At 64.4% G+C, this 22,067-nt stretch carries 24 protein-coding genes; 7 read left to right on the top strand and 17 right to left on the bottom strand.

Features of this window, described 5'->3' with window-relative positions; genetic code table 11:
• Nucleotides 1-71 precede the first annotated feature (71 nt).
• Together ABID58_RS03875 and ABID58_RS03870 are read right to left on the bottom strand one after the other, a co-directional pair.
• Nucleotides 72-1,103 (bottom strand): alpha/beta fold hydrolase, encoded by a 1,032-nt coding sequence (locus tag ABID58_RS03875; protein ID WP_354031582.1) that lies wholly within the window; start codon nt 1,101-1,103, stop codon nt 72-74.
• 922 nt (nt 1,104-2,025) lie between these two features.
• The gene (locus ABID58_RS03870) at nt 2,026-2,697 is read right to left on the bottom strand and encodes a response regulator (RefSeq protein ID WP_148754384.1); all 672 of its coding nucleotides are present in this window, start codon (nt 2,695-2,697) and stop codon (nt 2,026-2,028) included.
• 304 nt (nt 2,698-3,001) lie between these two features.
• On the opposite strand from ABID58_RS03870, the gene ABID58_RS03865 reads away from it, so the two are divergent.
• Nucleotides 3,002-4,705, top strand: a complete 1,704-nt coding sequence (locus ABID58_RS03865; protein ID WP_354031581.1) for an MFS transporter — start codon at nt 3,002-3,004, stop codon at nt 4,703-4,705.
• Between the two features lie 68 nt (nt 4,706-4,773).
• Here the strand turns inward: ABID58_RS03865 and ABID58_RS03860 are convergent, their stop codons facing one another.
• Together ABID58_RS03860 and ABID58_RS03855 are read right to left on the bottom strand one after the other, a co-directional pair.
• Complete coding sequence (locus ABID58_RS03860) at nt 4,774-5,247, bottom strand: secondary thiamine-phosphate synthase enzyme YjbQ (RefSeq protein WP_354031580.1); 474 nt, start codon at nt 5,245-5,247, stop codon at nt 4,774-4,776.
• A 146-nt stretch (nt 5,248-5,393) separates the two neighbouring features.
• A complete protein-coding gene (locus tag ABID58_RS03855; RefSeq protein WP_354031579.1) occupies nt 5,394-5,912 on the bottom strand; it encodes a hypothetical protein in 519 nt (172 codons plus the stop codon).
• Nucleotides 5,913-6,297: 385 nt separating this feature from the next.
• Here ABID58_RS03855 and ABID58_RS03850 point away from each other — a divergent pair, with 385 nt between their 5' ends.
• The 5 genes from ABID58_RS03850 (at nt 6,298) to ABID58_RS03830 (ending at nt 8,933) form a co-directional block, all read left to right on the top strand.
• Nucleotides 6,298-6,672, top strand: a complete 375-nt coding sequence (locus ABID58_RS03850; protein WP_354031578.1) for an AtpZ/AtpI family protein — start codon at nt 6,298-6,300, stop codon at nt 6,670-6,672.
• A gap of 112 nt (nt 6,673-6,784) precedes the next feature.
• Nucleotides 6,785-7,534 (top strand): F0F1 ATP synthase subunit A, encoded by a 750-nt coding sequence (locus ABID58_RS03845; RefSeq protein ID WP_148754389.1) that lies wholly within the window; start codon nt 6,785-6,787, stop codon nt 7,532-7,534.
• A gap of 53 nt (nt 7,535-7,587) precedes the next feature.
• Nucleotides 7,588-7,818, top strand: coding sequence for a F0F1 ATP synthase subunit C (locus ABID58_RS03840; RefSeq protein WP_007599451.1), 231 nt, complete (start codon nt 7,588-7,590; stop codon nt 7,816-7,818).
• 60 nt (nt 7,819-7,878) lie between these two features.
• The gene (locus tag ABID58_RS03835; RefSeq protein ID WP_354031577.1) at nt 7,879-8,442 is read left to right on the top strand and encodes a F0F1 ATP synthase subunit B; all 564 of its coding nucleotides are present in this window, start codon (nt 7,879-7,881) and stop codon (nt 8,440-8,442) included.
• A gap of 5 nt (nt 8,443-8,447) precedes the next feature.
• A complete protein-coding gene (locus ABID58_RS03830; protein WP_354031576.1) occupies nt 8,448-8,933 on the top strand; it encodes a F0F1 ATP synthase subunit B family protein in 486 nt (161 codons plus the stop codon).
• Nucleotides 8,934-9,133: 200 nt separating this feature from the next.
• On the opposite strand, the gene ABID58_RS03825 is transcribed toward ABID58_RS03830, so the two are convergent.
• The 5 genes from ABID58_RS03825 to ABID58_RS03805 form a co-directional block, all read right to left on the bottom strand.
• Nucleotides 9,134-9,787: a hypothetical protein gene (locus tag ABID58_RS03825; protein WP_148754392.1), complete on the bottom strand. Its 654-nt coding sequence runs from the start codon at nt 9,785-9,787 to the stop codon at nt 9,134-9,136.
• A gap of 158 nt (nt 9,788-9,945) precedes the next feature.
• Entirely contained in the window at nt 9,946-10,533 is a 588-nt protein-coding gene (locus ABID58_RS03820; protein WP_148754393.1) for a GNAT family N-acetyltransferase, read from the bottom strand.
• Nucleotides 10,534-10,574: 41 nt separating this feature from the next.
• Nucleotides 10,575-11,864, bottom strand: a complete 1,290-nt coding sequence (locus ABID58_RS03815) for a M16 family metallopeptidase (protein ID WP_354031575.1) — start codon at nt 11,862-11,864, stop codon at nt 10,575-10,577.
• Nucleotides 11,861-13,279, bottom strand: a complete 1,419-nt coding sequence (gene thrC / locus ABID58_RS03810) for a threonine synthase (protein WP_354031574.1) — start codon at nt 13,277-13,279, stop codon at nt 11,861-11,863. The genes ABID58_RS03815 and thrC overlap by 4 nt, the downstream gene beginning before the upstream one ends.
• 529 nt (nt 13,280-13,808) lie before the next feature.
• Nucleotides 13,809-14,453, bottom strand: coding sequence for a response regulator transcription factor (locus ABID58_RS03805; protein WP_148754398.1), 645 nt, complete (start codon nt 14,451-14,453; stop codon nt 13,809-13,811).
• A gap of 87 nt (nt 14,454-14,540) precedes the next feature.
• Here ABID58_RS03805 and ABID58_RS03800 point away from each other — a divergent pair, with 87 nt between their 5' ends.
• Complete coding sequence (locus ABID58_RS03800; RefSeq protein ID WP_148754399.1) at nt 14,541-15,878, top strand: histidine kinase; 1,338 nt, start codon at nt 14,541-14,543, stop codon at nt 15,876-15,878.
• Here ABID58_RS03800 and ABID58_RS03795 read toward each other — a convergent pair.
• The 8 genes from ABID58_RS03795 to ctaD all read right to left on the bottom strand — a co-directional run bounded on the left by ABID58_RS03795 (nt 15,875) and on the right by ctaD (nt 22,015).
• Nucleotides 15,875-16,240 (bottom strand): nuclear transport factor 2 family protein, encoded by a 366-nt coding sequence (locus ABID58_RS03795; RefSeq protein WP_148754400.1) that lies wholly within the window; start codon nt 16,238-16,240, stop codon nt 15,875-15,877. The genes ABID58_RS03800 and ABID58_RS03795 overlap by 4 nt on opposite strands.
• A gap of 108 nt (nt 16,241-16,348) precedes the next feature.
• Nucleotides 16,349-17,113 (bottom strand): SURF1 family protein, encoded by a 765-nt coding sequence (locus ABID58_RS03790; RefSeq protein WP_354031573.1) that lies wholly within the window; start codon nt 17,111-17,113, stop codon nt 16,349-16,351.
• Nucleotides 17,110-17,511, bottom strand: a complete 402-nt coding sequence (locus ABID58_RS03785; RefSeq protein WP_354031572.1) for a DUF983 domain-containing protein — start codon at nt 17,509-17,511, stop codon at nt 17,110-17,112. Before ABID58_RS03785 ends, ABID58_RS03790 begins: the two co-directional genes overlap by 4 nt.
• 97 nt (nt 17,512-17,608) lie before the next feature.
• Nucleotides 17,609-18,505, bottom strand: coding sequence for a cytochrome c oxidase subunit 3 (locus ABID58_RS03780; RefSeq protein WP_148754403.1), 897 nt, complete (start codon nt 18,503-18,505; stop codon nt 17,609-17,611).
• A 63-nt stretch (nt 18,506-18,568) separates the two neighbouring features.
• A complete protein-coding gene (locus tag ABID58_RS03775; protein ID WP_148754404.1) occupies nt 18,569-19,216 on the bottom strand; it encodes a cytochrome c oxidase assembly protein in 648 nt (215 codons plus the stop codon).
• 5 nt (nt 19,217-19,221) lie between these two features.
• Nucleotides 19,222-19,386 carry a cytochrome c oxidase system small membrane protein gene (locus ABID58_RS03770; RefSeq protein WP_148754405.1) on the bottom strand — a complete coding sequence of 55 codons (165 nt, stop codon included), beginning with the start codon at nt 19,384-19,386 and terminating at the stop codon, nt 19,222-19,224.
• Between the two features lie 7 nt (nt 19,387-19,393).
• On the bottom strand, nt 19,394-20,338 hold the full coding sequence (locus tag ABID58_RS03765) for a heme o synthase (protein ID WP_148754406.1): 945 nt from the start codon (nt 20,336-20,338) through the stop codon (nt 19,394-19,396).
• A gap of 60 nt (nt 20,339-20,398) precedes the next feature.
• A complete protein-coding gene (gene ctaD, locus ABID58_RS03760; protein WP_148754407.1) occupies nt 20,399-22,015 on the bottom strand; it encodes a cytochrome c oxidase subunit I in 1,617 nt (538 codons plus the stop codon).
• Between the last annotated feature and the right edge of the window lie 52 nt (nt 22,016-22,067).

Below are 22,067 nucleotides of genomic sequence, written 5' to 3'. Positions count from 1 at the left end.
CAGCAGCCGGTCGATCCGCTGAGCCCGCGCGACGTCTCGAGCTCAAGCTGGGATTGGTGTCGAATGAGCGCTCACGCACCGCCGTCGGCATCGATGACGGCCTTGGCAAAGGCTTGCGGTGCTTCCTGCGGCAAATTGTGACCGATGCCGCCGGTGATCAGGCGATAATCGTAGCGGCCGGAGAATCTCTTGGCGTAAGCGCTGGGATCGGGGTGCGGCGCGCCGTTGGCGTCGCCCTCCATCGTGATCGTCGGCACGTTGATAACAGGAGTTGCCGCAAGCTTCTTTTCGATCTCCTCGTACTTCGCCTCGCCCTTGGCGAGGCCGAGCCGCCAGCGGTAATTGTGGATCGTGATCGCGACGTGATCCTTGTTCTCGAAGGCCTTCGCACTGCGATCGAAGGTGGCGTCGTCGAATTTCCACTGCGGCGAGGCCAGCTTCCAGATCAGCTTTGCGAAATCATGCGTGTACTTCTCGTAGCCGGCGCGGCCGCGCTCGGTCGCGAAATAGAACTGATACCACCATTGCAGCTCGGCCGCAGGCGGCAGCGGCGCGTTGCCGGCAGCCTGGCTCGAGATCAGATAACCGCTGACCGAGACCAGCGCGCGACAGCGCTCCGGCCACAGCGCCGCAATGATATCGGCGGTGCGCGCGCCCCAGTCGAAGCCGGCAACGACCGCCTTCTTGATGTCGAGCGCATCCATCAATGCGATGATGTCGACGGCGAGCGCGGCCGGCTCGCCGTTGCGCAGCGTCTGGGCGGAGAGAAAATGCGTCGAGCCATAGCCGCGCAAATAGGGGATGACGACGCGATAGCCGGCCTGCGCCAGGATCGGCGCGACATCGACGAAGCTGTGGATGTCGTAGGGCCAGCCGTGGAGCAGGATCGCCACCGGGCCGGTCGCGGGACCGGCTTCGGCGTAGCCGACATTGAGGACGCCGGCATTGATCTGCTTGATCGTGCCGAAAGATGCGCCGGTTGCGGACGATGGCGTCGTCTCCGTTTCGGCGCGTGCAAGGTCGATCACACCGAGGCCGATAGCAACGGTCCCGGCGGCGACGCCGAGGAACTGGCGGCGATGCTGGTCGACAATCTGTGTCATGATCTCTTGCCTCGTTGATGGTTGTCGGAATCGTCAGATCAGGTCGACGGTGACGTCGGTGTCCGGGCCGTGTGGAGCGGTTTTTCCGTTTGACTCATGAGCGTCTCCTTGCCGTCACGCAACTGACTATCAGGGGCCAGCGCAGCGAGGCAATCCAGATTTCCTCCGCGGCGGCAGACTGGATTGCTTCGCTGCGCTCGCAATGACGGAGCAAGGGGTGAGGCCATCGCTCCCCAACTCACATCTCAAACAGCAGATACGCCTTCGCCTTCTCGCGGCGCAATCCGCCCGAGTTTTGCTTCCGCTTCTCGCCCTTCAAACAAAGGGCGCAGGGAAGGCCGGGTGCTGACCTCGCACCCACGGTCCGCTGTGCGCGGGTAGCGCAAAAAGAATTGCACAGCGGCATACAGGTGAAGCCGAACACACGACCTTCCCTGCGCAGTGGTTGGACGGCTTATGCCGTGCTCTCCCGGGAGCCGAGTTCCTTCTGGCCTCCCTTCGCCCGACGGAATTCGCCGACACCGCGCCGGTTGACGCCAATGCCGCCTCCGCAAGACTTGACCGTAGCGACGACGGTCAGGACCACACGGTTTTGCCGTACGCAAGCAGTCCTGCTTCGGCCCAAGAGGGCCTGGCAGGACAAAGCGCCGTTCGTACAACGCGGCTTGCAAGTCGCTCACGGGGCTCGGCTCAATCCACTGCCCCACCCTGCCACCCGCATCCGCGACGGCGCCGCTCAGCGTCCACCGCAGCCCGATCCGCGGCTCGTGACGACGTACGACCGCCCCTTTTCGCCGGATCAGGATGGGCGACACATACGACAAATCCGAATTTCGGTAAAGTGGAATATTTTGGTACGCAGCGATTGACCCAGCGATGGGGTATTTTGCCCGTCGGGCAGCGCAAGCGCTGGTAGCAAGGCCTACCCCGTCGGCGTGCCCTGCTTCCACTGGCCGCCGGCGATCCGGGCGGCGGCGATCACTGCCTGGGTCCGGCTCTCGACCCCGAGCTTTTGCAGGATGGCCGAGACATGCGCCTTGATGGTCGCCTCGGAGACGCCGAGCTCGTAGGCGATCTGCTTGTTGAGCAATCCCTCCGACAGCATCATCAGGACCCGCACCTGCTGCGGCGTCAGCGTCACCAGGCGGTCGCGCAGGCGCGTCATGTCGGGGTCGGCGGCGGCCGTCAGGTCGGTATCGGCGGGAACCCAGACGTCGCCTTCCATGACCTTGCGGATGGCATCGCGCAGCGTCTCGACGCCGAATCGCTTCGGGATGAAGCCGGAGGCGCCGAAATCGAGCGAACGCCGGATCGTGGCGCTGTCGTCGGAGGCCGAGACGATCACCACCGGGATCGCCGGATATTGCGCGCGCAGATAGATCAGGCCGGAGAAGCCGGAGATGCCTGGCATCGAGAGGTCGAGCAGGACCAGGTCGACGTCGGAGGTCTGCTCCAGAAGCTTGGTCAGATCCTCGAACGACCCGGCCTCGTCGATCTTCGCCGTGCTCAGGACACTGGCCACCGCCTGCCGCAGCGCATCGCGGAACAGCGGATGGTCATCGGCAATGACGAGATGGGTGGAGGGAGCGCTCATCGATCTCTTGCTGTCGTTCACAACCGGGCCAGTAGTCCGGACCGGCGCAATGGTCAATTCTTCCCCGGCCGGCCGTGGCATGCAAGGGCACATTATTCCTTTGCGGAAAAGGGGTTAATCCGCAGCCGTGCGCCGCGCCGCGGCACTTTACTTCCACACCGTCAGTTGCGCGTCAGTGCGCAAGGCCAAAAGTCGTATTGGGGCGGGTTTCACACCGATGTTACCTTGGGGCAAGACCCAGGTTGATCCGGCATGCCCGGACAGCCGGGACGCGAGGAAACGAAATTCGGGGAGCGCATTCACGATGTCCACACTGGCTGCAACGTCGGCACGGTCGACCGGCATGACGAAGGATGAGAGGTTCGTCATCCTCGCATCGTCGCTCGGCACCGTCTTCGAATGGTACGACTTCTATCTCTATGGATCGCTGGCCAGCATCATCGGCACGCAGTTCTTCACCATCGCCGGCGCCGACGGCAAGCCGATGTTCGACCAGGCCACGCGCGACATCTTCGCGCTGCTGGCCTTTGCGGCAGGCTTCCTGGTCCGTCCGTTCGGCGCGATCGTGTTCGGCCGCGTCGGCGACATCGTCGGCCGCAAATACACCTTCCTCGTCACCATCCTGATCATGGGTCTGTCGACCTTCATCGTCGGCCTGCTGCCGGGTGCCGCCCAGATCGGCATCGCGGCCCCGATCATCCTGATCGGTCTGCGCCTGCTGCAGGGTCTCGCGCTCGGTGGTGAATATGGCGGTGCAGCGACCTACGTCGCCGAGCATGCGCCGCAGGGCAAGCGCGGCTACTACACCTCGTTCATCCAGACCACCGCGACGCTCGGCCTGTTCCTGTCGCTGCTGGTGATCCTGTTCACCCGCTCCGCGACCGGCGAGGCTGCCTTTGCCGGCGCACCCGGCTCCTATTGGGGCGGCTGGCGCATTCCGTTCCTGGTATCGGTCGCGTTGCTCGGCATCTCGGTCTGGATCCGTCTGCGCCTGAACGAATCACCGGTGTTCCAGCGCATGAAGGACGAGGGAAAGGGCTCCAAGGCGCCGCTGACCGAAGCCTTCGCCACCTGGAGCAACGCCAAGATCGTGATCCTGGCACTGTTCGGCCTGACCATGGGCCAGGCGGTGATCTGGTACACGGGCCAGTTCTACGCGCTGTTCTTCCTGCAATCGATCCTGAAGGTCGACGGCTATACCGCCAACCTCCTGATCGCCTGGTCGCTGCTGCTCGGCACCGGCTTCTTCCTGGTGTTCGGCGCGCTGTCCGACCGGATCGGCCGCAAGCCGATCATCCTGGCGGGCTGCCTGATCGGCGCACTGACCCTGTTCCCGATCTTCAAGATGATCTCGACCAACGCCAATCCGGCGCTGGAAAAGGCCTATGAGACGGTCAAGGTGCAGGTGGTGGCGGATCCCGCAGGCTGCGGCGATCTGTTCAACCCGGTCGGCACCCGCGTCTTCACGGCGCCTTGCGACACGGCCCGCGCCTTCCTCGCCCTCTCGTCGGTCAAGTACACGACCGTTCCAGGACCGGCGGGCGCGGTGAAGATCGTCGTCAACGACAAGGAAGTGTCCTACACGGACGCCAAGACGTCGAACCCCGCGATCACCGCGGCGACGCAGGCGGCGGGTTACCCGAAGCCGGGTGACGCGGGCATCGTCAAGATGTCGAATCCGTTCGACATCTTCCGTCCGCAGGTGTCGGCCCTGATCGGACTGCTGTTCATCCTCGTGATCTACGTCACCATGGTGTATGGCCCGATCGCGGCAATGCTGGTCGAACTGTTCCCGACCCGCATCCGCTACACCTCGATGTCGCTGCCCTATCACATCGGCAACGGCTGGTTTGGCGGCCTCTTGCCGGCGACCGCCTTCGCGATCACCGCGTCGACCGGCGATATCTACTCCGGTCTGTGGTACCCGGTCGGCTTCGCGTTGATCACGGCCGTGGTCGGCTTCTTCTTCGTCCCCGAGACGAAGGATGTCGACATCACCAAGATATAGTCGCATCGCACGACGCTGACGAAACAGCCGGCCGCGGAGCGATCCGCGGCCGGTTTTCTTTTAAGCACTTACTGATTGCCGCCGATGAATTGCAGCACGATTTCGCGGCGATGCGGGCGCGCGCGGTGCTCGACCAGATAGATCGCCTGCCAGGTGCCGAGCGCGGGCTTGCCGTTGAGGACGGGGATCTGAAGCGACGTCTGCGTCAGCATGGTCTTGACGTGCGCAGGCATGTCGTCGGGTCCTTCGGTATCATGAGTCCAGGGCACGTTTTCAGGCGCGAGCCGCGAGAGCGCGGTGGTGAGATCAACGAGCACCGAGGGATCGGCGTTTTCCTGGATCGTCAGCGAGGCTGAGGTGTGACGGATGAACAGCGTCAGCGCGCCGTCGTGGGCGCGCGCCTCAGTGACGAATTTCGCGACCTCGCTGGTGAGATCGGTGAAGCCGCGACCCGGCGTCTGCACGGAGAGCAATGACGATACGATCGTGGTGGCTTGCACTGACGATGGCGCCGAGCGCGTGACGGATTTGGCTGATGACATGACTCTCTTTCGACTCCGAAAGCTGTCGTAGGGTGGGCAAAGGCGCGCGCTTGCGCGCCGTGCCCACCATTCCCCGTGAATTGGTGGGCACGCTTCGCTTTGCCCGCCCTACGACAGCTCAACGCGTGGGTAGCGCGATGGGGTCCTCAAATCTTCCCCGACACGTCCTTCTGCACGCGATTGGCCATATCGATCAGCCGGCGCCACGCCTTTTCCAGGAACGACATCGCGCGGTCGAGGTCCTGGTCGCTCGGCAGCGGGATCTCAAGCTTGCGGTCGCCCTCGGCGACCTTCGGCTCGCCCTTCTTCAGGGAATCGGATTTCGGCAGCGCCTCGTCGATCTTGCCGGAGACGGTCGGACCGGCGGCGAGCTGCCCCTTCAGCGTCTCGACCTCGGCCTGGAGCCGGCCGATCTCGGCATCGAGCGCGGAGCGCTCGTCGGGCACGGCGTAACAGGCCCAGCCGGCGCCATTCCTGCTGCAGGTCGAGACCGTGCCGGTGCGGGTGTCGAGCCGCAGCACACCCTCGGGGATCGGCGTCATGCTGTAGCGGCCGTTTTCGCCGTCCGGTGCGGATTGCGCGGCAACCGGGCCGCCGCTGGCCATCGCCACCGCAACGATCGCCACGGCACACCATGATGTTGTGGATGACTTCGCCGGTCTCATCGCGCTCTCCGCCACGCCGCGCAGGTGGCACATCCTCGAATTCTACACCCGGGCGGGCGACGGCGCACCGCCTGCCCGCTCGAATCCGCTGCCGAAAACCGCATCCGCGAGATCAACGATGGCGGCGCCCCCTTTGATCCCGACAGCCGCGACGAAATGTCAGTCATATCGGTGGATCGCGCGGAGAGCTGCTGCGGTGCGGCGTCACGCTGTGTGCAGCGCTGGCGTGCAGGGAAATATCGCCAGATAAATCAAATAGATAAGTGAAGACGACGCGATCGTGACTTGGCTTGACTTGATTATGAGCGGTCAGTATGGTCCGCGCGGCTTTTGAGGGTGGCGGGCGTAATTTCCATTCAACCGCAGCGTTTCTGGTCTTCGTGGCATGGCTCAAGACACGGGACACGACGGGAATGGAAATCGCGATAGATCGCCCGAGGAAGCTGCGCTTTCCGAACGGCTCGGAAGTCTTGATAAGCGGTTGTCCGAACTTCGCGACCGCCACGTCAAGACCGAGCAACCCGCAGGTGACGGTGGAGACGGAGCGGCCAGAGCCTCGGCGATGGCGCTTGGTTTCCGGTTATCCTCCGAGTTGATCGCCGGGGTCATCGTCGGAGCGGGGATTGGCTGGGGTTTCGACCGCTTGCTGTCGACGTCGCCTTTCGGATTTATCGTGTTCACGCTGCTGGGCTTCGTGGCCGGCGTGGTGAATGTGGTGAGAACGGCGGGCGCGGGTCAGAACAGGCGCGGTGGTTCTTGAAGCCGATCCGAGCAGGAGAGGAATTTTCGCGCCGGCTTCGCCGGTGCGGGCCGGCCCGGCCGGCAGACCGAGACACGCCGGCTAGCCCGGCAGACCAAGAGATGCCGCGCCGATGAAAATCGATCCGATCCACCAGTTCAACATCGAGCCTCTCTTCACGATCGGCCATATCGGCAATCAAACGATCGCCTTCACCAATTCATCGCTCTACATGCTGGTGGCAGTGGCGATCATCTCGCTCCTGATGCTTGCCAGCGGCACGCAGCTGGTTCCCGGGCGCCTCCAGTCGGTCGCCGAAATCTCCTACGAGTTCGTCGCCTCGACCATCCGTTCGACGGCCGGCTCGGAAGGCATGAAGTTCTTCCCGCTGATCTTCTCGCTGTTCATGTTCATCTGCGTCTCGAACCTGATCGGCATCATTCCCTACACCTTCACGATCTCGAGCCATCTGATCGTGACGGCAGCGCTTGCGCTCCTGGTCTTCTTCACGGTCCTGATCTACGGCGTCGCCAAGAACGGCCTGAAATTCTTCTCGATCTTCGTGCCTCACGGTGTCCCTGGCTACATCCTGCCGCTGGTGATGTTCATCGAGATCCTGTCGTTCTTCCTGCGGCCGGTCTCCCACAGCGTCCGTCTGTTCGCCAACATGCTGGCCGGCCACATCGCGCTGAAGGTGTTCGCGGGCTTCGTTGCCATGCTCGGCTTCTCGCTCGGCGCGCTGGGCTGGTTCGGCGGCGTGCTGCCGCTGGCGCTCACGGTCGCACTGTACGCTCTCGAGATCCTGGTCGCGTTCCTGCAAGCCTATGTGTTTGCGATCCTGACCTGCATCTACCTCAACGACGCCATTCATCCGGGACACTGAGCGGTCCGGGGAATTTCCACCCAAAACCCAATCTTTCCTCCAAGGAGTCTAAAATGGATCCGGCAGCAGCAAAACTTATCGGCGCGGGCATCGCATGCATCGGCATGGGCGGCGCAGGCGTCGGCGTGGGCGTGATCTTCGGCAACTACCTCGCCGCAGCCGTTCGCAACCCGTCGGCTGCTCAGGGCCAGTTCGGCAACCTGATCTTCGGCTTCGCCGTGACCGAAGCGCTCGGCATTTTCTCGCTGCTGATCGCACTGCTGCTGCTGTTCGTTCCGCTCTGAGGACGATTTTTCGCGCCGCTTCGACCGAAGCAGCGCGCATGACAGCAACAGGAGAACTCCATGGCTGAGAGTCATGGCGGGGCGAAAAGTCCGGCGGCGGGCGCCCACACCGAGACCGAAGGCGGTCACGGTGGCGGTTTTCCGCCGTTCGAGAGCAGCACCTATGCTTCGCAGCTGGTGTCGCTCGCGATCTTCTTCGTCGTGCTTTACGTGATCGTGTCCAAGCTCGCTCTGCCGAAGGTCGGCGGTGCGATCGAAGCGCGTCAGAACAAGATCGAGGGTGACCTCACCGAGGCGCAGAAGCTGAAGGATCAGTCCGACGCAGCGCTGAAGGCCTATGAAGGCGAGCTCGCTTCGGCGCGTTCGCGGGCGCAGGCGATCGGCAACGAGTCCCGCGACAAGGCGAATGCGCAGGCGGACGCCGAGCGCAAGGCGCTGGAAGAGCAGCTGGCGGGCAAGCTCGCCGAGGCGGAGAAGACCATCGCCTCGACCCGCGCGACCGCCATGACCAACGTCCGCGGCATCGCGGCCGATGCGGCAGGCACCATCGTGCAGCAGCTCACCGGCGTCGTTCCGGATGCGGCGTCGGTCAATGCCGCCGTTGATGCGTCCTTGAAGGGTTAGTCGATATGTTCTTCGATCCTGAAACCTGGGTCGCCGTCGCTTTCGTGATCCTGATGATCGTGTTCGGCTATCTCGGGGTCTTCCAGAAGGCGATGGCTGCGCTCGACCATCGCGCCGATCGCATCAAGGCCGAGCTCGACGACGCGACGCGCCTCAAGCAGGAAGCAGCCAAGGTGCTCGCCGACTACAAGGCGCGCACCGCCTCGGCCGAACGCGAGGCCGCCGACATCATCGCCAATGCAAGGTCCGAAGCCGAGCGCATCGCAACCGAGGCCAAGGCAAAGGTGGAAGACTTCGTCGCCCGCCGTACCAAGACCGCGGAGAGCAAGATCGCGCTCGCCGAGGCCCAGGCGGTGGCCGATGTTCGCGCCGCAGCCGCGGAGGCTGCGGTGCAAGCCGCTTCCACGATCCTGTCGCAGTCGGTCAAGGGCAAGGTCGCCGACGATCTGCTCGCCAAGGGCATCACCGAGGTTCGCCAGAAGCTGAACTGAGGGCAAGAGCCTCACAAATCAAAAAGCCGGCGCTGAGCGCCGGCTTTTTTGTTGGGCAAGGTTGTATCCACGAATGAGCTGTCATCGCCCGATTTAGTCGGGCGATCCAGTACTCCGAGACGGTTGTGATCGATCGATCGGCCGCAGTGTACTGGATGCCCCGCGTTCGCGGGGCATGACGGCTGAAACTGTCTCGCGATTTACTTCTTCTTCCCGCGCGCTCTCGGCTCGGGCGCGAGCGCCTGCGGGTCGAAGCCGACATAGAAGATGTAGGAATCGGCGACTGCAGCTGAAGGCACCGGGTAGGACAGGTCCTCGGCGACGAAGGTAAAGGGCACGCTGCCGCCCTCCGACATCTCGACCGTGGTCCGGTAGGCCTTCGAGGCGATCACCTTTTCGCCGACGCCGCCCTGCACCACGGCGACGCGGAGCGGCACCTCGACGCTATTCGGCGCGCCCGCGGGGCCGGCGATGACGCGGCCCTGGATGCCGATACGCGCGGTGATCTCACTTCCGTTGCGGACGCATTCGCGCGCCATCTTGGTGATCGAGGCCTGGAAGCGCACATCGTTGCCGACGGCCGGCTTGCCTGTCGCCCCGACCCCGTAGGTGGACGCTCCGGCGCGCACCGTGATCTGCGGGCAATCGATGTCGTCATCGGCCGCCGGTTGGCCCGGCGCGGGCGCCGGCTTGGGCTGAGCGGGCTCGTCGGATTTGCCGCCGAACAGGCTCTTGAAACGGTCGGTCAGCGACTGCGCCGCGACCGGCGACACGGACGCGAATGACACCGACAGCGCCAGCGCGATCACCGGACCCCGCCGCAGCGCATTCCGCAATGATCGAAGCTCTTTCATGAACGGCAGTACTCCATAACAACGTTCCGGCAACAACATCCCGGCCGATCGGCCGGCCAGCGGGTTATATCGTCAAAATCGGCGATCCCAAGGCGAGAAGACAAGGCGAGAAAACACGGCAGGAAAAAAGGTGATCCCGGCGCGCGAGCAAGCCCGGCTCAGCGGCGGAAATCCTCGTGCAGCAGGCCGAACAGGAGATGGTCCTGCCAGACCCCGTTGATGCAGAGATACCGGCGTGCCAGTCCCTCGCGCGAGAAGCCGCACTTCTCCAGCACCCGGATCGACGGCGCATTGGTGGGGATGCAGGCGGCCTCGACCCGGTGCAGATTAAGCTCGCCAAACAGGGTCGGCAGCAGTACCCGCAGCGCCGCGGTCATGTAGCCGCGATGGGTGTGGGGCTGGCCGACCCAGTAGCCGATGGTGCCGGCCTGAACGATGCCGCGCCGGACATTGGCGAGCGTGATGCCGCCGACCATGGCGCCGTCGAGCTCGCGGAAGATCAGAAAGGGATAGGAGCGGTCCGCGGCGATATCCTCGGAATAGCGGCGCAGCCGGCGGCGGAAGCCGGACCGGGTCAGGTCGTCCGACGGCCAGATCGGCTCCCACGGCGTCAAATAATCACGGCTGGTCTCGCGCAGATGCGCCCACTGCAGGAAATCCGACATCTGCGGCGCCCGCAGCAACAGCCCGTTGCCGCGGGGGGCGAGAGCAGCAGGTCCACTGGATGGCAGGCGAAAGAGGGCCATGGTGATGCTTCCCGGGGCGCGGGGCGCTGGTTGTGCGGCTCCTAGTGCAGCCGCGCCTTGGCGCGCGCCTTTGTCAATCCTTCCGCAAAAGACACCGCCGTGTCCAGACCCCTGCCGCTGCCCAATGCCACCACCGCAGGGCGGCTGCGCGAAAGCAGTGCACGCGCCGCATCGCGGGTCGATTCGACACTGACGGCATCGATCCGGGCCACGAGCTCCTGCACCGTCTGCGGCCGGCCATAGGCCAGCACGTGCCGGGCGAGCTGCTCGGCGCGCGACGAGCAGCTCTCCAGCGCCATTAGAAGGCCCGCCTTCATCTGCGCCTTGGCGCGGGCGATCTCGGCCTCGGTCAGGGTCTCGACCGAATCATTCATGATGTCGACCACGACCTCCATCATCTCCGGCGCGTCGGCGGGATCGGTGCCGGTGTAGAGGCCGAAGAAACCGGTGTCGGTATAGGGCGCGTGGAACGAGTAGATCGAGTAGCAGAGGCCGCGTTTTTCGCGCACCTCCTGGAACAGCCGCGACGACATTCCGCCGCCGAGGATGTTGGTGAAGACCTGGAGCGAGAACAGCGACAAATCCGTCTGCGGCACGCCTTCCAGCGCCAGCGTCAGATGCGCCTGCTCGAGCTCGCGATGCACGACCTTGGCGCCGCCTTTGCCGAACTGAGCTGCCTGCGGCTTCGGCCCCGGCGCCGCGTCAAAGCTCGCAAAGCGCCTCTCGGCCTCGGCGACGACCTGCTCGTGATCGACGGCGCCGGCGGCCGCCACCACCATGTCGGGCCCGCGGTAATGCGTCGAGAGATAGTCGCGCAGCGAGTCGCGGTTGAAGGCGCGCAGGGTCTTGGCGGTGCCGAGCAGCGAGCGGCCCATCGGCTGGTCGGGATAGCAGAGCTCATTGAGATGCTCGAACACGACGTCGTCGGGCGTGTCCTGGGCCGCGCCGATCTCCTGCACGATGACGTTCTTCTCGCGCTCGAGCTCTTCGGGCTCGAAGGCGGGGTTGGCCAGAATGTCGGCAAGCACGTCGAGCGCGAGCGGCACGTCGGCCTTCATCACCCGGGCATAATAGGACGTGGTCTCGGTCGAGGTGCCGGCATTGAGGTCGCCGCCGACCGCCTCGATCTCCTCGACGATCTCACGCGAGGAGCGCCCCGTCGTACCCTTGAACGCCATGTGCTCGAGCAGATGCGAGATACCGTGCTCGTTCGGCTTCTCGTCGCGGCCGCCAACGCCGGCCCAGACGCCGAGCGCGGCGGTCTCGAGATGGGGCATGTTGTCGGTGACGACGGTCAGGCCGGAGGCAAGCTTGGAGATCTCGACGCTCATCCGGCAACTCCCTGTTTTGCGGCACGGCTGACCGACAGCACGAACCGCTCGACCTCGGCCTGATCGTTCTTCATGACCTTCATATGTTCGGATCTGGTCATGAGACCGTCGAGCCAGGCCGGCAGTTGCGGCCGCTGGCCGCAGGCCGCATCCACGGCATCAGGGAATTTGGCCGGATGCGCGGTCGAGAGCACGATGTTAGGCACGGTCGTGTCGGTGGTGTCGCGATCGGCGACCGCGAGCGCCACGGCCGTATGGGGATCGACGAGCTCGCCGGCCTCGCGCCAGGCGGCGCGGATCGCAGCCGCGGTTTCGGTCTCGTCGGCGCGGCCGGCGTCGAATTCTTCGCGGATCGCGGCGAGCGTGGCGTCGGGCAGAACGAAGCGGCCCGATTGCTTCAGCGAATCCATCAGCCGGCGCACGCCGGCCGCATCGCGCTTGCCGGCTTCGAACAGCAGCCGCTCGAAATTCGACGAGATCTGGATGTCCATCGACGGCGAGGCGGTGGCGTGCACCTCGCGCACCTCGTAGATGCCGGTCTTGAGCGTGCGGGCGAGGATGTCATTGACGTTGGCGGCGATGCGCAAGGTTCGCACGGGAAGACCCATGCGCTTGGCGACGTAGCCTGCAAAAATATCGCCGAAATTGCCGGTCGGCACCATGAAATCCACCGCGCGCGCCGGTGCGCCGGCGGCGACTGCGGAGGTGAAATAATAGACCACCTGCGCGACGATGCGGGCCCAGTTGATGGAATTGACGCCGGACAGCGAGGTCGCGTCGCGGAAGCGGTGGTTGTTGAACATCCCCTTCACGAGCGCCTGGCAGTCGTCGAAATTGCCCTCGATGGCAAGCGCGTGGACATTGGCGGCCCCCGTCGTCGTCATCATGCGCTGCTGCACCTCGGAGATGCGCTTGTGCGGAAACAGCACGATGAGATCGACATTCTCCAGACCCGCGAAGGCCTCGACCGCGGCGCCGCCGGTGTCGCCGGAGGTCGCGACCACGATGGTGGTGCGCTGGCCGCGCTTGGCCAGCACATGGTCCATCAGCCGCGAGATCAGCTGCATCGCCACGTCCTTGAAGGCGAGCGTCGGACCGTGGAACAGCTCCAGCACGAATTGATGCGGCGACATCTGGCGCAGCGGCACCACGGCCGGATGACGGAAGGTGGCATAGGCCTCGTTCGCCATGCGGCCGAGGTCGGCGTCGGAAATCTCCCCGCCCACGAAGGGACGGATGACGTCGACCGCGACCTCCCAATAGGGGCGGCCGAAGAAGCCGGCGATGGTCTCGACCGAGAGCTGCGGCCAGGTCGCCGGCACATACAGGCCGCCGTCGCGGGCAAGCCCCGTCAGCATCACGTCGCAGAAGCCAAGCTCAGGGGCCTCGCCCCGGGTCGAGATATAACGAGTCAAACTGCCCTCCAAAGGCCGGCCCGACCTGAATCCGGGGCCTTAAGCCTTTGATTTCACGATGTTCCTAGTTCACAGCCAGAGGCTTTGCGGCACCATAGAATGTTTTGCAGGGTCGCACCATGCCCAACGGAAAAGGGCTGCGGCGATGCCGCAGCCCTCTCTTGGAAGGTCTGTCGTTGATGTGTGCAGACCCGGTTTTCCGCGTTGGGACGCCTGCCCCGAAAATCGTTCGTTCGAGCTATCGTCACCTGTCACGTAATCGTCAAGGAGAAAAACGGCGCGCAACGCCGAATGTTCCAGTTTTTCCCGATATGCCGCGGCGAGCCGACGATCAGACTGCCTGACGTCCGGGCTCCGTTGCCGCTTTTTCCCGAATCAATGCGCCGGATCAGGAACGAACGTCTCGCCGGCCCATTGTGTCGGCGGATGGTATCAGCCGTCGTCCACGCATTGCCCGGACGCGCGGCGCCGCCGATCCGTCGGCCGAGCCGGCTGCGTCCTGGAGCAGCCGGTTCGGCCCCTGACGGTGTCAGTTCATCCCGATTTCCACCGCGATCCGGATCAGGTCCGAGTGGTTCTTGGCCCCTAGCTTCTGCTTGAGCAGGGACGTGGTGTTGGCGACGGTCTTGTAGGAGATGCCGAGCGCCTCGGCGACCTCGACGATCTTGTTGCCGCGCCCGAGCAGGCGGAGAATCTCGAGCTCCCGCGGCGTCATCTGCGAGGCCGGATTGGCCTTGATCGCGGCACCGGAGAACGTCACGGCCTCCGCAAGCTGTGGCGAGATGAAGTTGTCGCCTGCGACCACCTTGCGCACGGCCTTGAGCAGGATCCGGGGATCGTCACCCTTGGAGACATAGCCCTGCGCCCCCAGCTCCACCGCGCGCACCACGAAGGCCGGATCATCGTTCATGCTGAACATGATGATCTTGGCGTCCGGATCGTCCTTGCGGATCCGGCGCATCAGCTCGAAGCCCGAGACGTCAGGCAGGCTGATATCGATCACGGTCACGTCGGGCCGCTTGCTGACATAGGCGCGATGGCCTGATTTCGCGTCGGTCGCCTCGTCGATTCGGATCGAATGGTCGGAGGCGAAAAGGGTGCGGCAACCGGACAGCACCACGGGATGGTCGTCGACAATCAGGACCTTGGTCGCCGGCTTGGCGGTATCTTGCATCGCGCGCTCTCTTGTTTTCTGGACTCATAGACCGGCGGGAACAAATGGAAAGAGAAAATCCCGCCAATGCGCGTTAGAATTGACCTAATGTGGCACCGACTTTCGTTCAGGACCCAGCTGTTTCTGCCTCTCGGCATGAGCTTTGTTGCCGCGCTGGCGATGGGCGGCGTGCTGCTCCAGACCTTCGCGGCCGGCCAATTGGCGGACGAGAATGAGCCTGGTCGACGCTCGACCCAGGCCGTCGCTGTCGCGCTCAACAGCACCCTGAGCGTGTCAGACAATCCGCGGAAGATGCTCGACGCATTTGTCAGTTCTTTGGGCACCGCCTCTGATATCCAATTCCGACCGGTGGAAGCGGGTGCCTCGCCTCCCGTGCGGAACGGCCTGCAGGATGTGCATGGTGTTCCGCAATGGTTTGTGGACCTGATTGCCATCCCCGACATAGACGCGGCGTCCCCCGTCATCATCGACGGCAGGCACATCGGCGATATTGTGTTCATGCCCGACCTGTCGGCCGACCTCTTTGAGAAATGGATCGGCTTTCTGGCACTGACGAGCCTCGTCGCAGTGCTGATGGTGCTGACCGGAACGATCGCCCATCTTTTTGCAGGATCCGCGCTACGGCCCCTGCAAAATCTCGGCGCAGGTCTGACCCGTATCCGGAGCGGCGATTATGCTACGCCGATTCCGGTCTCAGGCCCGCCGGAAATCCGGCAGAGCTGCGAGGAAGCCAATGCGCTCGCTGCAACGCTCGCGCAATTAAGCCAGGACAATCGCGACCTGTTGCACCGCTTGGTGTCGCTCCAGGACAACGAGCGGCGCGATCTCGCTCGCGAGCTGCATGACGAGCTCGGCCCGCTGCTGTTCAGCATCCGTGCCGGCACGATCGCGCTGAGCGAGGCCTCGCTGCAGACAGGAAATCCCGGCAACTCCGTGCAGGAGGTGATGCGATCGGTCGAGGCACTGCAGCAAACCAACCGCCGCATCCTCGACCGGCTGCGGCCGCTCTACATCGAGGAATTGGGGCTCGAGGCCAGCGTGCAGACACTACTCCGGAATTTTCGCAGGCAGGCGCCGCATATCGGCCTCACCGCAACGATCGATCCTGATCTCAACGGGATCGACGGGCCGCTGGCCCAAACCGTCTACCGCGTGATCCAGGAGACCTTGACCAACGTGCTGCGCCACGCCGGAGCACGCAACGCCCATGTGGAGACGGCGATTGCCGGCGATATGCTCGCGGTCGAGGTCTCCGACGATGGTAGCGGCTTTCCCGCCGACAATGTCTTCGGCCGCGGCCTGACCGGCATGCATGAACGCGTGCGCGCGCTCAGCGGATCGCTGTCACTGCTGCGCGCGGACGATCGAACCTATGTGCGCTGCCGCCTTCCGCTCGGCGAAATCCGCGACCCGGTCTCAGGCTAGCACGCGCCGCAATCGTGCGAGCCCTGCGGCGCCGGCTTGCACAGCATGCTATGGATCTTGCCTTCCGCGCTGAAGCGGAACGTAGCGCGGATATGCAGCGCGCCCGCGACGGAATATTCCAGATCGATGCCGTTGTGCGCGGGATGGATCTCCTCCAGGCCGAAGCCCGCCGAGGAGAAGGCACTGAGTTTTGGTCCCCAATAGGTTTCGAGCTCGCGCCGGCCGCGATAGAGATGCGTGCCGTTGCACGCGCATTCCACCTCGCCATCGTCGGCATAGAGGTCGAGCAGCGTCGCGAGGTCGCCCCTGCGGCAGGCATCCACCCAATCGACAACAAGTCCCATCTGATCGAAATCGCGCACGCCAGCAATCCTGTTTGCCGCGGAAAAAATCAGAAACGGCTTAAGATCACCCTCGTGAATATGCGCTGAATAATAAAGCCCGGACGATTCCGGGTTCCCACCGGGAACCTACGGGTTTGCGCCGCTCTGCCGTCGTCCCCTCACCCAGACGCCGAATGCAATCAGCACGGCGCCTGCAAGCGCGAACCAGGTGATGGCGTATTGCAGATGGTCGTCTTTCAAATTCACGTCCAGCGGCCCGGGACGTGGAATGTTGTTCTCGGGCGCCGGCTGTTCGAGATCGACGTAGAACGGCGCGGTCGTGCCCCAGCCGAGCGCGCTTGCGATCGCCGGATGATCGCGCACGAACCATAGCCGCTTGTCCCGGTTTGCGGCCGGCGTGAGCCAGCCTGGCTCTTCCGGGAAGCGCAGATAGCCGGTGAGCGCGACCGGCGCACCGGTCACGAGCTTCTTCACGGCGCGATCCTCGACGCTGCGCTCCTGCATCGTGTTCTCGACGAAGCCCGCATCGATCACGACGATCTCGCCGCCCGGCAGCCGCGCCGGCAGGAAGGCCCAGGTGCCGGGGCCAGAGGCATCCTTGCGCACGGCGGAGCCCGACGAATAGACCATCGCATCCGGCGCGGCGGCATAAGTCGCCGTGAAGCTGACGCGGCGAAATTCGTCGCGCGCGGGCGTCAGCGCCGCCCATTGCGCCGGCGGCGGCAGCGCGATCGGCGCCGCCGCGAGACGCTCGGTGAGTGCGGCGATCAGCTCGTGCTTGGCGGTGCGGCGCTGCAATTGCCAGACACCGAGCGCGACGAAGGCCGCGGTCAGCAGCAGCGTGAACAGCGTGAAGCCGGCCACGCGGGGCGTGCGCGCAGGCTCGCTCATTTCGCGCGGTCGACCAGCCGGCCAGGTGCTGCCTTGTGGTGGAATTGCAGCGCGATCAGCAGCGATTTCATGGAGCGCAGTGGCAGAAGCGTGGTTGCGAGGATCAGCGGCAGCCACAGCACTGCATGCAGCCAGTACGGCGGCTGGTACTTGACCTCGACGACGAGCGCGCAGCCGACCACGATCGCGCCGGCCAGCATGATGATGAAGATCGCCGGACCGTCGCCGGCGTCGATGAAGGCGTAGTCGAGGCCACAGCGGTTACAGGATGGCGCGAGCGTGAGGAAGCCTGCATAGAGCTTGCCCACACCGCAACGCGGGCATTTGCACGCGAGCCCGCGCAGGGCGCTTTGCAGGACGGCGGGCTGGGGCTCGGGAGTTCCGGCAGGTTCGTTCATGACGCGCAAGTCTATCACAGTTTCAGTTGGGCCTCGGCCGCCGGAAAACAAAAGGGCGGCCCTGCCGGCCGCCCTCTCCAGATCGATTGGCTACGGCTCAGTGCGCGCCGTGGGCCATGGTCTCGGCGCCGTGTCCCCAGACATAGATGCACAGGAACAGGAACAGCCACACCACGTCGACGAAGTGCCAGTACCAGGCAGCGAACTCGAAGCCGAGATGCTGCGTCGGCGAGAAGTGACCGGCATAGGCGCGGAACAGGCAGACCAGCAGGAAGATGGTGCCGACCAGCACATGGAAACCGTGGAAGCCGGTCGCCATGAAGAAGGTCGCGCCGTAGACGTTGCCGCCGAACGAGAACGCCGCGTGGCTGTACTCATAGGCCTGCACGCAGGTGAAGGTCGCGCCCAGGAGGACGGTGAGGATCAGGCCATACTTCAGGCCCTGGCGATCGTTCTCGAGCAGCGCATGATGCGCCCAGGTGACCGTGGTACCGGAGGTGAGCAGGATCAGCGTGTTCAGCAGCGGCAGATGCCAGGGATCGAAGGTCTCGATGCCGTGCGGCGGCCAGGTGCCCGGCACCGAGCAGGCGCCGGCCGCAGTGCCGAGGCCGCAGCCGAACACGGCGTCACGGGTGGCGTGGACGGCATCGGCGGGAAACAGCGCTGCGTTGAAATAAGCCCAGAACCAGGCAACAAAGAACATCACCTCGGAGGCGATGAACAGGATCATGCCGTAGCGATGGCTGATCTGCACGACCCTGGTATGGTCGCCCTTGTACTGGGCTTCCTTGATCACATCGCCCCACCAGCTCGCCATGGTGTAGAGCACGCCGACGGTGCCGACACCGAAGATGATCGGCGCGGCCGAGACCATGTGGTGCATCCAGGTGATCGCGCCGACCGCCATGATGAAGGCCGAGACGGAGCCGACCGCCGGCCACGGAGAAGGATCGACCAGGTGGTAGTCGTGATGCTTGCCTTGCGCGGTAGCCATTGCGGTCTATCTCCTCAATCCCGTGCCTGTCCGGCACCTATCCCCTTAGTCCAACCCTGAGCGTCAACCCGGCGGCTGGAGATTTCCCTTGCGTTTGTTGTCATCGCCGGACGCGAGCGGCTTCACCACCGGATCCTTCACCGGATAGAACGTGTAGGACAGCGTGATGGTGCCGAGCCCGTCATTGTCGTGGTCGTCGACGATCGACGGATCGACGTAGAACACCACGGGCATCTCGCGCTTCTCGCCGGGCGCCATGGTCTGCTCGGTGAAGCAGAAGCAGTTGATCTTCTGGAAATAGGATCCGACCGTCAGCGGCGCGACGTTGTAGGCGGCTTGCCCTGCGGTGGTCCGCGCGGCCTGGTTGGTCACGGTGTAATAGATCGTGGTGACCTGGCCGATATTGACCTCGACCTCGGTCTGCTCCGGCTCGAACTTCCAGGGCAGGCCCGGCGCGACGTTGGAATCGAAACGCACCACGATCTTGCGTGCGATCGGGCCGGTGGCAGGCGCCGAGGTCGCGACCTGGGTCGTGCCGTTGAAGCCGGTGGCGCGGCAGAACCAGTTGTAGAACGGCACCGCCGCATAGGACGCGCCGACCATCAGCGCGACCACGCCGCCGCAGATCGAGGCGACCAGGGCGTCGCGCCCCAAACCACGGCGCACCGCCTTTGGGGTCACGTCCTGCGATATGGCCGGCTCTCGATCCATCTCTCTCACATTGGCCGCACTAGAACCGCCGGTCCCTTGACCATGGTGACGGCGAAAAACAGGATGACGAGCACACCGAGCGCGAGCGCGATCGCGATCGAGCGCTGACGACGGCTCTTCTTCTGCGCCTCGGTGAGGACGATTCCATCTGGCTCTGGTTTGTCAGCCATTCCTGCCTCATGCGCCCCCAACCATCGGAGCAAGCGCCCGGTACACGACCTCGGCCAGCAAGGTCGCGAACAGCGCGAACAGATACAGGATCGAGAAGGCAAACAGCTTTCGCGTCGCGCGCAACGACTGGCTGCGCTCACGACGGAGATAGACGTTGATGGCGAGCACCAGCATGCCGGCGCCGAGCACCAGCGAGGTCACGCCGTAGATGGCGTCGAAATAGCCGAGCGCCCAGGGCGCGGCAGCCACTGCGATCAGCACGATGGTGTAGAGCAGGATCTGGAGACGGGTCGCATCGGGGCCGGCGACATTGGGCAGCATTGGAATGCCGGCGCGCGCGTAATCGTCGGAGCGGAACAGCGCCAGCGCCCAGAAGTGCGGCGGCGTCCAGAAGAAGATGATGGCGAACAGCAGCAGCGGCTCGACGTCGACCGTGCCTGTTACCGCGGCCCAGGCCACCACCGGCGGCAGCGCACCGGCGGCGCCGCCGATCACGATGTTCTGCGCGGTCCGGCGCTTCAGGCCCATCGTGTAGATGACCACGTAGAAGAAGATGGTGAAGGCAAGCAGCGCGCCCGCGATCCAGTTGACGAGGATGCCGAGCGTCATCACCGAGAAGAAGGCGAGCGTCATGCCGAACGCCATCGCCTCGGGCCGGGTGATGCGGCCGCGCGGGATCGGGCGGTTCGCGGTGCGCGACATCTTGGCGTCGATGTCGCCCTCAAGCGCCATGTTGAGCGCGCCGGAAGCGCCGGCGCCGACCGCGATGCAGAGCAGCGAGGTGATCGCGAGCACCCAGTGGAAGTGTCCCGGCGCCATCGCCATCCCGACCAGCGCGGTGAAGATCACGAGCGACATCACCCGCGGCTTCAGCAGCGCGAGGTAATCGCCAACCTCCGCCTCGGAGATGCGGGGATTGATGTCGATGGCGTTCTGGTCGAGGACGGACACTAATTTCACTCGCTTCGTGATAGAGCCGCGGCGCCCGTCTCGGGCGCCGCGGGAGCTGGCTTACTGCACGCGGGGCAGCACTTCGAACTGATGGAAGGGCGGCGGCGAGGGCAGCGTCCACTCCAGCGTGGTGGCGCCCGCACCCCAGGGATTGTCGCCCGCCGGGACCTTCTTCATGAAGGCGTCGAACACGCAATAGAGGAAGATCAGCACGCCGAATCCGGAGATGTAGGAGCCGATCGACGAGATCAGGTTCCAGCCCGCGAACGCATCCGGATAATCGACATAGCGGCGCGGCATGCCCGACAGGCCGAGGAAGTGCTGCGGGAAGAACACCAGGTTGACGCCGACGAAGGTGAACCAGAAGTGCGCCTTGGCCAGCGTCTCGTTGTACATGTAGCCCGACATCTTCGGGAACCAGTAGTACCAGCCGGCGAAGATCGCGAACACCGCGCCGAGCGACAGCACGTAGTGGAAGTGCGCGACGACGTAGTAGGTCTCCTGGAGCACGCGATCGACACCGGCATTCGCCAGCACGACGCCGGTGACGCCGCCGACCGTGAACAGGAAGATGAAGCCCACCGCCCAGATCATCGGGGCGCGGAAATCGATCGAGCCGCCCCACATCGTGGCGATCCAGGAGAATATCTTCACGCCGGTCGGAACCGCGATCACCATCGTGGCGGCGACGAAATAGGCCTGCGTCGCACTGGACATGCCGACCGTGTACATGTGGTGCGCCCACACCACGAAGCCGATGCCGCCGATCGCGACCATGGCGTAGGCCATGCCGAGATAGCCGAACACCGGCTTGCGCGAGAAGGTCGAGACGATCTGGCTGATCATGCCGAAGCCGGGCAGGATCAGGATGTACACTTCGGGGTGACCGAAGAACCAGAACAGATGCTGGAACAGCACGGGGTCGCCGCCGCCGTCGGGCGCGAAGAACGTCGTGCCGAAATTGCGGTCGGTGAGCAGCATGGTGATCGCACCGGCGAGAACCGGCAGCGACAACAGCAGCAGGAACACCGTCACCAGGATCGACCACACGAACAGCGGCATCTTGTGCAGGGTCATGCCCGGCGCGCGCATGTTGAAGATCGTGGTGATGAAGTTGATGGCGCCGAGGATCGACGAGGCACCCGCCAGATGCAGCGACAGGATCGCGAAGTCGACGGCCGGGCCCGGGTGACCGGTGCTCGACAGCGGCACATACATGGTCCAGCCGGCGCCGACGCCGTTCGCGCCGGGCTCGCCCTCGACGAAGGTCGACATCAGCAGCAGACCGAAGGAGGCCGGCAGCAGCCAGAACGAGATGTTGTTCATGCGCGGGAACGCCATATCAGGCGCACCGATCATCAGCGGCACGAACCAGTTGCCGAAACCGCCGATCATCGCGGGCATGACCATGAAGAAGATCATGATCAGGCCGTGCGAGGTCACGAACACGTTATAGGTGTGCGTCTCGTGGAATATCTGCACGCCCGGAAACATCAACTCGGCACGGATCGCGATCGACATCGCGGCACCGATGACGCCGGCGATGACCGCGAAGATCAGGTACATCGTGCCGATGTCCTTGTGGTTGGTCGAATAGACGTAGCGCCGCCATCCGGTGGGATGGGCGTGCTCGTGGTCATGCGCGTGATCGCCGTGTGCCGCTGCGCTGGTTGCCATTTTCAAATCCTGCCTTGCGTCCCATTCGGACCTTGGGAGGTCCCGCCCTTTA

The organism is Bradyrhizobium sp. S3.2.6, from assembly GCF_040546885.1.
GTDB lineage: Bacteria > Pseudomonadota > Alphaproteobacteria > Rhizobiales > Xanthobacteraceae > Bradyrhizobium > Bradyrhizobium cytisi.
The sequence above is the reverse complement of the archived record's forward strand: the minus strand, read 5'-3'. Positions and strand labels throughout refer to the sequence as shown.

Coding starts and splice junctions, on each gene's coding strand:
- ABID58_RS03875 (WP_354031582.1), bottom strand. CDS start 1,103: ATGACACAGATTGTCGACCAGCATCGCCGCCAGTTCCTCGGCGTCGCC.
- ABID58_RS03870 (WP_148754384.1), bottom strand. CDS start 2,697: ATGAGCGCTCCCTCCACCCATCTCGTCATTGCCGATGACCATCCGCTG.
- ABID58_RS03865 (WP_354031581.1), top strand. CDS start 3,002: ATGTCCACACTGGCTGCAACGTCGGCACGGTCGACCGGCATGACGAAG.
- ABID58_RS03860 (WP_354031580.1), bottom strand. CDS start 5,247: ATGTCATCAGCCAAATCCGTCACGCGCTCGGCGCCATCGTCAGTGCAA.
- ABID58_RS03855 (WP_354031579.1), bottom strand. CDS start 5,912: ATGAGACCGGCGAAGTCATCCACAACATCATGGTGTGCCGTGGCGATC.
- ABID58_RS03850 (WP_354031578.1), top strand. CDS start 6,298: ATGGCTCAAGACACGGGACACGACGGGAATGGAAATCGCGATAGATCG.
- ABID58_RS03845 (WP_148754389.1), top strand. CDS start 6,785: ATGAAAATCGATCCGATCCACCAGTTCAACATCGAGCCTCTCTTCACG.
- ABID58_RS03840 (WP_007599451.1), top strand. CDS start 7,588: ATGGATCCGGCAGCAGCAAAACTTATCGGCGCGGGCATCGCATGCATC.
- ABID58_RS03835 (WP_354031577.1), top strand. CDS start 7,879: ATGGCTGAGAGTCATGGCGGGGCGAAAAGTCCGGCGGCGGGCGCCCAC.
- ABID58_RS03830 (WP_354031576.1), top strand. CDS start 8,448: ATGTTCTTCGATCCTGAAACCTGGGTCGCCGTCGCTTTCGTGATCCTG.
- ABID58_RS03825 (WP_148754392.1), bottom strand. CDS start 9,787: ATGAAAGAGCTTCGATCATTGCGGAATGCGCTGCGGCGGGGTCCGGTG.
- ABID58_RS03820 (WP_148754393.1), bottom strand. CDS start 10,533: ATGGCCCTCTTTCGCCTGCCATCCAGTGGACCTGCTGCTCTCGCCCCC.
- ABID58_RS03815 (WP_354031575.1), bottom strand. CDS start 11,864: ATGAGCGTCGAGATCTCCAAGCTTGCCTCCGGCCTGACCGTCGTCACC.
- ABID58_RS03805 (WP_148754398.1), bottom strand. CDS start 14,453: ATGCAAGATACCGCCAAGCCGGCGACCAAGGTCCTGATTGTCGACGAC.
- ABID58_RS03800 (WP_148754399.1), top strand. CDS start 14,541: ATGTGGCACCGACTTTCGTTCAGGACCCAGCTGTTTCTGCCTCTCGGC.
- ABID58_RS03790 (WP_354031573.1), bottom strand. CDS start 17,113: ATGAGCGAGCCTGCGCGCACGCCCCGCGTGGCCGGCTTCACGCTGTTC.
- ABID58_RS03785 (WP_354031572.1), bottom strand. CDS start 17,511: ATGAACGAACCTGCCGGAACTCCCGAGCCCCAGCCCGCCGTCCTGCAA.
- ABID58_RS03780 (WP_148754403.1), bottom strand. CDS start 18,505: ATGGCTACCGCGCAAGGCAAGCATCACGACTACCACCTGGTCGATCCT.
- ABID58_RS03775 (WP_148754404.1), bottom strand. CDS start 19,216: ATGGATCGAGAGCCGGCCATATCGCAGGACGTGACCCCAAAGGCGGTG.
- ABID58_RS03770 (WP_148754405.1), bottom strand. CDS start 19,386: ATGGCTGACAAACCAGAGCCAGATGGAATCGTCCTCACCGAGGCGCAG.
- ctaD (WP_148754407.1), bottom strand. CDS start 22,015: ATGGCAACCAGCGCAGCGGCACACGGCGATCACGCGCATGACCACGAG.